We start from the raw sequence: 12,458 nt of genomic DNA, 5'->3' as shown, positions 1-12,458 counted from the left end.
ATTTTTTGGTCATAAACTTATAAAAACGAAAATTTTTTTTCATGTAAAAGAAACGTATTTTCAAAATAATGCTATTAATTATTTTTTTTATAATGAAAATTTAATAGAAAAAGCTAAAAAAAATAATTATGAATTTGCAATACTTGCTCAAAAAAAAGATGATTTTTTTCTTTCTAATGCACTTGGGGCAAAATATATTATTTGTAAAGATGAAAAATTAGCTAAATTTGGAGCTAAAGTGGCTGAATTCTATCTTTTTGATTCTAAAATTTTGTTAATAGTTGATAATTTCAAAAATTTAGATAAAGTATTTAAACTCAAAATAGATGGTGTTATTTTAAATACTTTAATTAATTTTTATCTTCAAGGAAAATAATGACTTATTTGGAAATCGAAGGTGTTAATTGTTTATCAGGTAATATAGAAATTAGCGGAGCTAAAAATGCTGCTTTGCCTTTAATTGCTTCAAGTATTCTAGCAAAAAATGAAATTAAATTATCAAATATTCCTAACGTTGCTGATATTAAAACCTTATTTAATCTTCTTCAAAATTTAGGTGCTTATTGTGAATTTAAAAACAATACTGCCATTATTGATACAAGCACACTTAAAGAAACTGTAGCAAAATATGATATTGTAAGAAAAATGAGAGCTTCGATTCTTACTTTAGGACCTTTGCTTGCTAGGTTTGGAAATTGTGAAGTATCTTTACCTGGAGGATGTGCTATAGGACAAAGACCTATAGATCTACATCTTTTAGCGCTTGAAAAAATGGGTGCTAATATCCAAATAAAACAAGGTTATGTTGTAGCAAGCGGAAATCTTAAAGGCAATGAAATCATTTTTGATAAAATCACTGTTACAGGAAGTGAAAATATTATTATGGCAGCAGCACTTGCTAAAGGCAAAACAAAACTTATTAATGTTGCCAAAGAACCAGAAGTTATCCAACTTTGTGAAGTTTTAAAAGAAAGTGGATTAGAAATTAATGGCATAGGAACTGATGAAGTAGAAATTATAGGCACAGATGGAGAACTTTTAGAATTTAAAGATATACAAGTAATTCCAGATAGAATAGAAGCAGGAACTTATCTTTGCGCAGGAGCTATTGTTAATTCTCAAATTTCAATTTCTAAAAGCAATCCTTCACATTTGAGTGCTGTATTATCAAAACTTGATCAAATGGGTTTTAAAACCTTAATTGAAAAAGATACTATAACCCTACTTCCGGCAAAACAAATTTATCCTATTGAAATTTTAACAAGTGAATATCCTGGCTTTCCTACAGACATGCAAGCACAATTTATGACCTTAGCCTTAAAAGCTAATGGAACAAGTATTATTGATGAAAGATTATTTGAAAATCGATTTATGCATGTTAGCGAACTTTTAAGAATGGGTGCTGATATAAAGCTAAATGGTCATATTGCCACTGTTGTTGGGGGTAAAGAGCTTAATGCTGCTGATGTAATGGCAACTGATTTAAGAGCTTCTTCTGCATTAATATTAGCAGCACTTGCAGCAAAAGGAACAAGTAGAGTGCATAGAATTTATCATCTTGATAGAGGCTATGAAAATTTAGAAGAAAAATTTAAATCACTAGGTGTAAAAATCACAAGGCTAGAAGAATGAAAAATATATTTCAAACTTTAGAAATTTTAGAAAAAAATATCAAAAGTATAAATGAATTTGAAATAATATCATTAGAAAATGCCAAAGATCGTTTTTTATTTGAAGATATAAAATCAAAAAAAAATCTTCCTTCTTTTGATAATGCAGCACTTGACGGATATGCTTTTAGATTTGAAGATAGGTTTAATGCCTTAAGTGTAAAAGGAACAATCTTAGCGGGAGATAAAGAAGATAAAAAAATAGAACAAAATGAATGTTATAAAATAATGACAGGATCTAAAATTCCTAATAATGCCGATACTATTATTATGCTTGAAGATGCTTTTCTTGAAAATGACAAACTCATTATAAAAAAAGATATTAAACAATACAATGCTTATCGCTTTAAAGCAGAAGAACTTAAAGAAGGTGAAATTATTTTTAAAAAAGGGGAAAAATTAGACAGTGCAAAAATTACCCTACTTGCATCTCAAGGAATTTACAAAATCAAAGTCTTTAGAAAAATTAAAATAGGAATTTTTTCAAGCGGAAATGAGCTCAAAGAACCTTGGCAAGAATGTGATAAAGATGCTATTTATAATGCTAACGCTCTTAGTATTTTTTCACTTCTTTTATGTCCTAGCTGTGAAATTTCTTATCTTGGAATTATTAAAGATAATTTTTTAGATACAAAAGAAGCTTTAGAATTTAATAATTTTGATCTTTTATTAACAAGTGGCGGAGCAAGTGTTGGAGAAGCTGATTTTATGGAAGAAGCTTTAAAAAAACTAAATTTTATTCCTATTTTTCAAGGAATAAAAGCAAGACCTGCTAAACCTAGTAAACTTTATTGTAAAGATAAAAATTATATTTTAATACTTCCTGGAAATCCTATGGCAGCTTATTTATCTTGCTTTATCCTTGCTTTAAAAATCATACATCTTTTTTGTTGCAATACTCAAAGTTACTTAAGCATTGAAGCTAAAATGGGAAAAGATTTAAAACTTAAATCGGGTAGAAATAATTTGATATTAGGAAATTTAGAACAAGATTTTTTCTATCCTATAGAACAAAATTTTGGTTCAGGAATGATTATGCCACTTATAAAAAATAATTTTTTATTTATAAGCAATGAAGAACAAGAATATATTAAACAAAATGAAAAAATTAAAATAATACTACTTTAATTTTTTCATTTTTTAGGACGAAACACTTTAATAACTTCTTCATTTGCTTCTATATAAGATCCACCGATTAAATCTATACAATAAGGGATAGCTGGAAAAACAGGCTCTAAACATTCTAAAATTGCTTTTGGATTACCTGGTAAATTTAATATAAAAGTTTTATTTCTAATCCCTGCAGTTTGTCTTGAAAGTATAGCTGTTGGAACATATTTTAAACTTTGCATTCTCATAAGTTCTCCAAAACCAGGCATCATTTTATCACATACAGCTTCTGTAGCTTCAGGAGTTACATCTCTTAAAGCAGGTCCGGTTCCTCCACTTGTTACAATAAAATCACATTTTTTTTCATCACTTAAAAAAAGTAATTTTTTTATAATTAAGTCATAATCATCTGGAATTAATTCTCTATGATAAATAATTTCATTTTTTATATATGAATTTAAAACTTTCTCAATTTGTGAAGTTGCCTTATCTTCATAGACACCACTACTTGCACGATCACTTAATGTTAAAATTCCAATATTAATTTTTTGCATTTTTTCTCCTTATAACCAACCTTTTTTCTTAAAAAATACTACTGGTAAAATAATAGAAATAATCATAATAAACAAAACCATAGGATAAGCATAATCTAGCTCAAGTTCTGGCATTTTTTTAAAATTCATACCATAAATAGTTCCTATTAAAGTTGGAGGCATCATAGCAACTGTTGCAACTGTAAAAAGTTTAATGATTTTATTTTGTTCTATATTTATTTGACTTGCTAAGATAGTTTGAATATTATCTAAAATATTTAATTGAGATACACTAAATTCAACTAAAGAATTTAAATCTTTTAAAACTATAACTAAATTTTGTTTAATATCTTTATCTATTTTATCACTTTTTAAAAGCGAAGTCATAGTTCGTCTTTTATCAAACAAAGAATCTCTTACTTCCATATTTAATTCTTGTAAATTAGAAATATCTTTTAGCATTTTATCATAACTATATTCATCCTTTTTTTCTAGGACGCTGATTCTTAATTTTCTAGCTTCTTTATCAATCCACTCTAGTAAATCAGCATCTTTTTCAACCCTTACTTCAAAAATCTTATCAATAATATCAAAACCATCTTCAAAATTTTTAGGACTTGCTAATATTCTTGCTTGTATTTCTGCAAAAGTACTAAATTCACTATATCTTATAGTAAATAAAACACTGCTTCTAGTTATAAAAGTAACAATTTCTGTATTAAAATTAATATCTTTTCTTTTATTGTTATTTAGTTCTTTTATTAAAAAATGTGCATTTATTGTAATAGTAGCATTATCTTCCCAATACTTTGCACTAAGTTCGATTTCTTCTCTTTCTTCCTGACTTGGAAATTCGATATTAAACTTTGATGAAATGTATTGTATTTCATCAATACTTGGATAAACAAGATCAATCCATAAAATATTATCTGGTAATTCATCTTTATTAAATTCAAAATCAATTCTTTTAACTAAAGTATTTTGTTTAATATAAATATGCAACATTTTTTTTCCTAAAAAAAATATAAAATTAAAATAGCTCTTAAAAAATTAAAAAAATATTATTATTTATATCCTTATTTAATTTAAATTTACATAAATAACTTATTATTTTATTTTAAAATATTAAAGGAGTAATGAATGAAAAAAGCGATATTAAATTTTTGCTTAATTGCCCCATTAAGTCTTTTAGCTGCTACTAAAACTATTGAAGTTTATGAAAGTCCAACTTGTGGTTGTTGTGATCTTTGGGTTTCATATATGAAAAAAAAGGGTTATGAAGTTAATGTCCATAAAACAAACGACTTTCTAAAAATTAAAGAAAATTATAAAATCAATCCATACTATCAAAGTTGCCATACAGGTGTTATTGATGGCTATGCCATTGAAGGGCATGTTCCAGAAGATGCTATATCTTGGCTTTTAACTAATAAACCAAAAGATGTAATTGGAATTTCTGCGCCTGGCATGCCACAAGGAAGTCCGGGAATGGAACAAGGTTATGAAGAAGAATATCCTGTAATCTTAATGTATAAAGATGGATCATATAAAATTTTTGCATATTATAAGGGTGAAAAAAATGTAAAAAACGTAAACAATAAATAAGCTTAGCAAAAAAGCTAAGCTAAAGACTCACGAAAGATTTGTCGCAAGACCACCTAGTGAAGTTTCTTTATATTTATAATTCATATCTTTACCTGTTTCATACATAGTTTTAATCACTTCATCAAGAGTAACCATTGGAGTACTTTTTCTGGTCATAGCCATTCTTGCAGCTGAAATTGCTTTAATTGCTCCAAATGCATTTCTTTCTATACAAGGAATTTGAACAAGTCCAGCAACAGGATCACAAGTAAGCCCTAAATGATGCTCCATAGCAACTTCTGCGGCATTACAAGCTTTAAAAGCATTGGCCCCTAAAACAGTTGCCATAGCTCCAGCTGCCATAGAACTAGCACTACCTATTTCTGCTTGACAACCAGCTTCAGCACCACTAATACTTGCATTTTTCTTATAAAAAGATCCAATAAGCATTGCACTAAGTAAAAATTCCACAACCTTATCATCATTAAAACCAACAGTATGATGTTTAAGATAAAGCATAACAGCTGGAACAACAGCACAAGCTCCGTTAGTAGGAGCTGTTACAACTTTTGCCCCACTAGCATTTTCTTCTGCAATTGAAATAGCATATAAAGAAATAAAATCAATAATACCAATAGGATCAGTAGTTAATTTTACTCTCTCTTTTAAACCTTTAGCTCTTCTTCTTAAGTGAAGTTTTCCTGGTAGGTATTCTTCTGTTGGATGTGTACCATTATGATACGCCTCTTCCATTACCCTCCAAATTTCTAAACAATAATTTCTTATTTCTTCTTTAGTATGAAATTGTAATTCATAATTGTAAGAAAGTTCATATAAATTCCAATTATTTTTTTCACAAAGCTCTAGCGCTTCTTGAGCATTATTGATTTCTAAATCTAGTTTTTGTTTTTTAACTTCTGAACCGGAATTTCTTTGTTCTAATTGTTCCTTAGTTAAAACAAAACCACCGCCAATAGAATAATAAATTTCTTCATCTATAAGCTCATTTTTATCATTAAAAGCTTGTATTTGCATACCATTTTCATGTAAAGGTAAAAATTCCTTCGAAAAAATTAAGTCTTTATCATAAAAAAAATCAATCTCTTTTTTATTGCAAAGATTAATTTTATTATTTTTTAAAGCATTTTCATTGACTTGACTTTGAATTTGAGAGTTTATATTTTTCGCTTCTAGACCATTTAACCCCCAGATTACAGCTTTGTCAGTTAGATGCCCTCTGCCTGTTAGAGACAAAGAACCATAAAGAGTAATTTTAAGTTTCTGAATATTTTCTAGTTTTTGTTCAATTTTTTTACAAAATAAATTTCCTGCTAACATAGGTCCTAAAGTATGCGATGACGATGGACCTATGCCAATTTTAAAAATATTTAAATTACTCATTTTTGCCACCTTTTAAGATAAAAGTCCATGAATCGCAGCTGAAATTGCAATAAGTCCAATGATAACAATAAAAATATCTAAAGCTTTACTTCTAAATTTTTTCAATAAATCAAAACGATAAATACAATAAACAGGCATTAAGAAAAGTAATATCGCTAAAACAGGACCTCCTATAGACTCTATAATACCAATAGCACTAGGATTTTTATATGCTACAAACCAAGCAATAAGAAAAGTAAAAATACCTGTAATAGTATTAGCAATTTTTCCTTGAATTTTACCATCTGAAATTTTATATAAAACCCCATTCAAACCTTCTTGAGAGCCAAGATAATGACCCAAAAAGCTTTTACTCATTGCAACAAGTGCTATGATTGGAGCAATGTATGCTAAAAATACAGCTTCTGGAAAACGATTAGCTATATAAGTTAAAATATTAACATTTTGCATTTTAGCCTGAGTAAAATCTTCAGGAGTTAAACATAAGGCACAAGAAAATACAAAAAACATTACCACTACAACCATTAACATAACAGAACGTGAAATGATTTTAGAAGCTTTTATTTCGGCTTGATCGCCATATTCTTTTTTACAAAAACAAGCCAAAGAAGAAATAATAGGAGAATGATTAAAACTAAAAACCATTACTGGTACCACTAGCCATAATGTTACCCAAAAATTTGACTCTCCTAAAGAACTAAAACTAACATTTTGAAAAATAGCACCATTCCAATGAGGAATTAAAAATAGAGAAATTACAACAAGCATAAGAATAAAAGGAAAAACCAAAAGACTCATAGCTTTAGTTACAATTCCTTCGCCAAGTATTGAAACAAGCATTAAACCAGCTACAATAAAAAATGAAATTACCAATCTTAAACTATTAATATATTGTGCTTCCATTCCAATTTGATTGATTAAAAATTCAATTAAAGTAGTTGTTAAATTAGCACTATATACCAATAATATAGGTAAAATTGCAAAAAAGTATAAAAGGGTAATTAAGAAACCACCACCTTTTCCAAAATATGTTTCCGCAACAAATGTAATATCATCTCTAGGATTTGAACTTGACAACACAAAACGAGAAAGGTTTCTATGAGCAAGATAAGTCATAGGATATGCTAAAACAAGTATGACAAGCAAAGGGAATAACCCACCTAAACCAGCATTAATAGGTAAAAATAAAACTCCTGCACCAATAGCAGTTCCAAATAAAGAAAGAATCCATCTTAGATCATGTCCTGTTAATTTACAAGAATCCATATTAATTTCCTTTTTATTTAATATCATTTTATTCTATCAAACTATTAATAAATACAAAATGTTTTTCTAAGTAAATTTCTTAAAAAATGTAACTTTTTGAAACAAAAAATAGTAATTTTATATAATTTATTTAAAATTATTTAATAAATATTTATTAAATATTTAATGATAGAATTTCAGCTTTATTATTAATTATAGCAATACAATGTTCATAATGTGCCGTATTAAGCTCATCTATACTTCCAGCATCCCATTTACCATTAAAATGTTTTGGAGTTCCTTCTTTTTGGCAAATCATAGGTTCAATACAAAAAACCATTCCATTCTTCATTTTAGGTCCACTCTTAGCATTAGCACCATTTTCAAGATAATTTAAAATTTCTGGTTCACTATGCGGTTTTCTTCCAATTCCGTGTCCACAATAACCTTTTAATGGAACAAAACCTCTTTTTGCTATAAATTCTCCCAAAGCTGCAGAAAGTTCTTTAAAACGCATTCCTTGAGAAATTATATCAATAGCATAATACAAGGTGTCTTTGGCACAAGAAATTAATTCCTCATCTTTTTTGGAAATTTTACCTATGGGAATAGTTCTAGCAGCATCTCCATAATATCCATCAAGAAAAGTTCCAACATCAATACCTAAAATATCGCCTTCTTTAATGATTTTTTCATCAGGAATGCCATGTATGCAAACTTGATTCAATGAAGTGCAAATAGCACCAGGAAAACCATAAAGTCCTTTAAAAGATGGTTTAGCTCCATTTGAAAGTATGAAATCTTCAGCCATTATATCGATCTCTTTTAAACTCATGCCAGGTTTAATTTGCTGTTCTAAAAAATCTAAAGTTTTAGCCACTATTTGATTTGCTTTTCTTAATTTTTCTATTTCTGCTGGTTTTTTAATTTCTATCATTATTTATCCTTTTTAAAAATTAAGCCATTTTTTAGCAGCAATTTTTAAATAATCAACATTGCTAGAAGCATAAAATTCAATTTTAGACTCCTTAGATGGTCTTAAAGTGTAATATTTTTTTAAAAATTCCACCATAGAGTCGCCAGAATGTATTAATTTTATATCATCTCCAAAATATTTTTGCAAAGGTTTTGCAAGAAAAGGAAAGTGAGTGCAAGCCAAAATTAAAGCATCTGGATGTTGGATATCTTTAAAATAATAATCAAATATACTACTCAAAACCTTATTTTCAAAAATTCCCTCTTCTACTAAAGGTACAAAAAGTCCTGTTGCTAAAGCTTGAATTTGAGTAAATCCTTCTAATGCTAAACGCTTTTGATATTCTTTTGAATCAATTGTTGCTTTAGTCGCTATAACTAAAATTTTTTTATTTTTATCTATGATTTGTTTTTTGGTTTCGTTAATACCAGCTTCAATTACTCCAAAAATAGGAAAGGAAGAATTTTGACGCAAAGTATCTAAAGCATAAGCACTGGCTGTATTACAAGCAATAATTAAAAAATCAACCTTATGTTGTTTAAAAAAATCAAGAGCTTCAAGACAAAATTTAATAATAGTTTCTTTATCTTTTGTTCCATAAGGAACGCGTGCAGTGTCTCCATAATAAATCATTTTTTTAAATAATTTTGAATTATATAAAGATTTTAAGACGCTAAGTCCCCCTATACCGCTATCAAAAACTCCAATTTTCAAAACTAAAAAACCTTTAAATTATAACGTCTAGCTCCAATATAACGCTTTTTCCAATATGCATTATTTAAAGAAGCCTCTTTTGCTCCACCTTTGGTAGATAAATGAATAAATTTATTATTACTTAAATAAATTCCTACATGCATACCATTTGGACCTCTACCAGTTTTAAAAAAAACTAAATCTCCAGCTTTAAGATTTTTTTTTGAAATACTTTCTCCCGATTCAAGTTGTGTTTTTGTAGTTCTTGGAATACGAGTTTTAAATTCAAATAAAACGCTTTGAGTAAACCCTGAACAATCGGCACCTTTTTTTGTGGTTCCACCAAGTTTATAAGGAGTTTTTTTCCATTCTTTTGCTATTCTTTGAATTTTGGTTTCAACGATATTGTAATTTGCAAAACCTAAGTTATTATTTTGTTGATAAATACTACATCCAGAAGTAAGAAACAATACTCCTAAAAAGAAAATCAGATAAATTTTATTCATCTAAATTTCTTTTTTAGAATTTGCAAAAAATTTTAAATAAATAAAACCAAAAATTCCAGAACAAAAAGAAGCAATTAATACAGATAAATTATCAGCATAATGAAAAATATCACTTACTTCATAAGCTAAGCCATCTATAAATAAGCTCATAGTAAAACCGATACCTGTTAAAATACAAACTCCATAAAGTTGTTTTAAATTAGCTCCATAAGGTAAAGAAGCTAATTTAAATTTAATAGCCAAATAAGAAAATAAAAATACTCCAACTTGCTTTCCTAAAAAAAGTCCTAAAAATATACCTATGCTAACTCCTGAAAAAATAGATCCGATTGTAATATTTGATAAATTCACTCCCGCATTAGCAAATGCAAATAAAGGTAAAATAATAAAAATTAACCAAAATCTTAAACTTTCATCAATTTCCTTTAAAAATGGCTGTCCTTCTTTTGTATGCATTGGAATAAAAAAAGCTGTAATAATACCAGCTAAAGTAGCGTGAACTCCACTTTTTAAAACACTTAGCCAAAGAATAGCTGAACAAATAAAATAAAAAGATTTTCTTGTATTCCCAAGTAAATTTAAAATAAACATAACAAAAATAGCAATACCTGCCACAATAAAAGCAACAATAGAAAGTTCAGTTGTGTAAAAAATAGCTATAATTAAAATAGCTCCAACATCATCAAAAATAGCCAAAGATAGTAAAAATACTTTTAAAGATGCCGGAATTTTTTTACCGACCATCATTAAAATAGCTAACGCAAATGCAGTATCTGTAGCAGTTGGTATAGCCCAACCTTTAAGAGTATAAGGATCTGTTATATTAATTAAAACAAAAATAGCCGCAGGAACTATAATACCGCCCAAAGCTGCAAAAAAAGGCAAAACAATATTTTTAGGATTTCTAAATTCTCCCTGAATAAATTCTTTTTTTAACTCAAGTCCTATTGAAAAAAAGAATATAGATATCAAACCATCATTTATCCAAAGTAATAGTGGCTTATCTAAAGCAAAATTTCCTACACTAAAACCAACATTTACATTAAGAAATTCTCTATAATGTTCACTTAAAAAACTATTTTGGATACATAGAGCAAAAATAGTACAAACTATTAGCAAAACTCCACCAAAAACTTCACCAGATACTATTTTTTTTATTTTATCCAAAGTTTCATTCATTATTTACTTACCACTTTTAAATAAATATAACCAAATACAGCACTTAAAAAACTTGCTATTAATATAGCCAATCGATCGCTATGTTCAAAAATGTCACTATTTTTATAAGCTAAACCGTCTATAAATAAACTCATAGTAAAACCAATACCCGTTAAAATACAAATACCATAAAATTGTTTATAACTTACTTTATCAGGCATTGAAGCTAATTTAAATTTTATAGCCAAATAAGAAAATAAAAATACTCCAACTTGCTTTCCTAAAAAAAGTCCTAAAATAATACCAAGACTTACAGGAGAAAAGACAGAGGCTAAATGCATACTTTTCAAATCAACACCAGCATTAACAAAAGCAAATAAAGGTAAAATAAAATAAATCACCCAACAATTAAGGCTTTCATAAACTTTATGTAAATAAGGCTTATTATCTTTTGTATCCAAAGGGATAAATAAAGCTATAATAACCCCAGCTAAAGTAGCATGAACTCCGCTTTTTAACATCGCTACCCAAAGAATAACTCCAATTAAAACATAAAAAGGAAGATGCGTTATATGAAAATAATTCAAAAAAAGCAAAGCAATAATACATACCAAACAGATAATTAATGCAAATAAAGAAATTTGATCAGTATAAAATAAAGCAATGATAATTATCGCACCTAAATCATCAAAAATAGCTAATGAAAGCAAAAAAAGTTTTAAACTAGAAGGAATTTTATCACCTAAAAGCATTAGAATTCCTACAGCAAAAGCAATATCTGTAGCTGTTGGTATAGCCCAACCTTTCATTGCAAATTCATGCGAGTGATTGATTATTGAAAAAATTAAAGCTGGAAGTATCATTCCGCCTAATGCACCAAATATAGGTAAAGAAACAGACTTAATATTTTTAAGCTGACCTCTTAAGATTTCATATTTTAATTCAAGCCCAATACACAAGAAAAAAATAGCAATCAATCCATCATTAATCCATAATACTATAGGCTTTGAAAGCTCAAATTCATTAAAGCCTATAGTAAATTGTATGGCTAAAAATTTATCATACAAGTCTATAAAAGAAATATTTTTGCAAAATAAAGCAAAAAAAGTGAAAAATATCAATAAAATTCCAGGAAATGTTTCACTTAAAATAAATCTTTTAATAGCTTGCATTTTACTCCTTAAAATAATACTCAGGCATAAATATCAAGGTTAGAATTTAAAGCCGGTTGAGAACTATTTGTAGGAATAGAGCCTTGAGGATTTGCTGCCTCTAAACCATTAATAAGTTCAGCCATTAAAGCTTCATTGGAGTCCATTGTCTTTTTTAAAAGCGAAGTATTTATTGTCGCCATTAAAGAAGCATTACTTATATCTGAAATCATTTTTTCTCCTTTATTTGAGCTTATTTGATATATCGGAATTCTATCATATTTTTTAATTATTTTTTGGAAAATTATAACTATTTTTTTTATAAATTTTATTTTTTAATTCTATGCAATCAAAACCTTGTCGATCTAATGTTACAATTCGTAAAAAACCACCCTTATCAACTTTTGCTTCGCATAAAAAAACTTTAGAAT

14 protein-coding genes are annotated in these 12,458 nt (G+C 27.8%); 4 read left to right on the top strand and 10 right to left on the bottom strand.

Features of this window, described 5'->3' with window-relative positions; all coding sequences use genetic code 11:
• The 3 genes from JG677_RS04985 to JG677_RS04975 all read left to right on the top strand — a co-directional run.
• On the top strand, positions 1-376 hold a 376-nt coding region (locus JG677_RS04985), incomplete at its 5' end, for a hypothetical protein (RefSeq protein WP_200285483.1).
• Positions 376-1,632, top strand: a complete 1,257-nt coding sequence (gene murA / locus JG677_RS04980) for a UDP-N-acetylglucosamine 1-carboxyvinyltransferase (protein WP_200285482.1) — start codon at positions 376-378, stop codon at positions 1,630-1,632. The genes JG677_RS04985 and murA, both read left to right, overlap by 1 nt.
• Complete coding sequence (locus JG677_RS04975; protein WP_200285481.1) at positions 1,629-2,798, top strand: molybdopterin molybdotransferase MoeA; 1,170 nt, start codon at positions 1,629-1,631, stop codon at positions 2,796-2,798. The genes murA and JG677_RS04975 overlap by 4 nt, the downstream gene beginning before the upstream one ends.
• Positions 2,799-2,803: 5 nt before the next feature.
• Here the strand turns inward: JG677_RS04975 and mog are convergent, their stop codons facing one another.
• A complete protein-coding gene (gene mog, locus JG677_RS04970; RefSeq protein WP_200285480.1) occupies positions 2,804-3,334 on the bottom strand; it encodes a molybdopterin adenylyltransferase in 531 nt (176 codons plus the stop codon).
• Between the two features lie 9 nt (positions 3,335-3,343).
• Positions 3,344-4,318 (bottom strand): magnesium/cobalt transporter CorA, encoded by a 975-nt coding sequence (gene corA / locus JG677_RS04965; RefSeq protein WP_200169032.1) that lies wholly within the window; start codon positions 4,316-4,318, stop codon positions 3,344-3,346.
• A gap of 135 nt (positions 4,319-4,453) precedes the next feature.
• Here corA and JG677_RS04960 point away from each other — a divergent pair, with 135 nt between their 5' ends.
• The gene (locus JG677_RS04960) at positions 4,454-4,918 is read left to right on the top strand and encodes a DUF411 domain-containing protein (protein WP_200285479.1); all 465 of its coding nucleotides are present in this window, start codon (positions 4,454-4,456) and stop codon (positions 4,916-4,918) included.
• 27 nt (positions 4,919-4,945) lie between these two features.
• Here JG677_RS04960 and JG677_RS04955 read toward each other — a convergent pair whose 3' ends face one another.
• From JG677_RS04955 to JG677_RS04920, 8 genes are all read right to left on the bottom strand, one after another.
• Positions 4,946-6,298: an L-serine ammonia-lyase gene (locus JG677_RS04955; RefSeq protein ID WP_200285478.1), complete on the bottom strand. Its 1,353-nt coding sequence runs from the start codon at positions 6,296-6,298 to the stop codon at positions 4,946-4,948.
• Between the two features lie 12 nt (positions 6,299-6,310).
• Complete coding sequence (locus tag JG677_RS04950; RefSeq protein ID WP_200169035.1) at positions 6,311-7,564, bottom strand: serine/threonine protein kinase; 1,254 nt, start codon at positions 7,562-7,564, stop codon at positions 6,311-6,313.
• A 154-nt stretch (positions 7,565-7,718) separates the two neighbouring features.
• On the bottom strand, positions 7,719-8,480 hold the full coding sequence (map, locus tag JG677_RS04945; RefSeq protein WP_200169036.1) for a type I methionyl aminopeptidase: 762 nt from the start codon (positions 8,478-8,480) through the stop codon (positions 7,719-7,721).
• A 12-nt stretch (positions 8,481-8,492) separates the two neighbouring features.
• Positions 8,493-9,233, bottom strand: coding sequence for a glutamate racemase (murI, locus tag JG677_RS04940; RefSeq protein ID WP_200285477.1), 741 nt, complete (start codon positions 9,231-9,233; stop codon positions 8,493-8,495).
• Between the two features lie 2 nt (positions 9,234-9,235).
• On the bottom strand, positions 9,236-9,718 hold the full coding sequence (locus JG677_RS04935; protein ID WP_200285476.1) for a C40 family peptidase: 483 nt from the start codon (positions 9,716-9,718) through the stop codon (positions 9,236-9,238).
• Positions 9,719-10,897, bottom strand: coding sequence for a Na+/H+ antiporter NhaA (gene nhaA / locus JG677_RS04930; protein ID WP_200169039.1), 1,179 nt, complete (start codon positions 10,895-10,897; stop codon positions 9,719-9,721).
• Complete coding sequence (gene nhaA, locus JG677_RS04925) at positions 10,897-12,048, bottom strand: Na+/H+ antiporter NhaA (RefSeq protein ID WP_200169040.1); 1,152 nt, start codon at positions 12,046-12,048, stop codon at positions 10,897-10,899. The genes nhaA (JG677_RS04930) and nhaA (JG677_RS04925) overlap by 1 nt, the downstream gene beginning before the upstream one ends.
• A 20-nt stretch (positions 12,049-12,068) precedes the next feature.
• On the bottom strand, positions 12,069-12,260 hold the full coding sequence (locus JG677_RS04920; RefSeq protein WP_200169041.1) for a putative motility protein: 192 nt from the start codon (positions 12,258-12,260) through the stop codon (positions 12,069-12,071).
• Positions 12,261-12,458 lie beyond the last annotated feature (198 nt).

Source organism: Campylobacter sp. TTU-622 (assembly GCF_016598965.1).
Classification (GTDB): domain Bacteria; phylum Campylobacterota; class Campylobacteria; order Campylobacterales; family Campylobacteraceae; genus Campylobacter_D.
This window is presented reverse-complemented; position numbering and strand designations above follow the sequence as displayed.

Bases quoted from the DNA above. Each gene is read 5' to 3' on its own strand.
- corA (WP_200169032.1), bottom strand. From the start codon at position 4,318: ATGTTGCATATTTATATTAAACAAAATACTTTAGTTAAAAGAATTGAT.
- nhaA (WP_200169040.1), bottom strand. From the start codon at position 12,048: ATGCAAGCTATTAAAAGATTTATTTTAAGTGAAACATTTCCTGGAATT.
- nhaA (WP_200169039.1), bottom strand. From the start codon at position 10,897: ATGAATGAAACTTTGGATAAAATAAAAAAAATAGTATCTGGTGAAGTT.
- JG677_RS04955 (WP_200285478.1), bottom strand. From the start codon at position 6,298: ATGAGTAATTTAAATATTTTTAAAATTGGCATAGGTCCATCGTCATCG.
- JG677_RS04950 (WP_200169035.1), bottom strand. From the start codon at position 7,564: ATGGATTCTTGTAAATTAACAGGACATGATCTAAGATGGATTCTTTCT.
- JG677_RS04975 (WP_200285481.1), top strand. From the start codon at position 1,629: ATGAAAAATATATTTCAAACTTTAGAAATTTTAGAAAAAAATATCAAA.
- JG677_RS04935 (WP_200285476.1), bottom strand. From the start codon at position 9,718: ATGAATAAAATTTATCTGATTTTCTTTTTAGGAGTATTGTTTCTTACT.
- JG677_RS04920 (WP_200169041.1), bottom strand. From the start codon at position 12,260: ATGATTTCAGATATAAGTAATGCTTCTTTAATGGCGACAATAAATACT.
- mog (WP_200285480.1), bottom strand. From the start codon at position 3,334: ATGCAAAAAATTAATATTGGAATTTTAACATTAAGTGATCGTGCAAGT.
- JG677_RS04960 (WP_200285479.1), top strand. From the start codon at position 4,454: ATGAAAAAAGCGATATTAAATTTTTGCTTAATTGCCCCATTAAGTCTT.
- map (WP_200169036.1), bottom strand. From the start codon at position 8,480: ATGATAGAAATTAAAAAACCAGCAGAAATAGAAAAATTAAGAAAAGCA.
- murA (WP_200285482.1), top strand. From the start codon at position 376: ATGACTTATTTGGAAATCGAAGGTGTTAATTGTTTATCAGGTAATATA.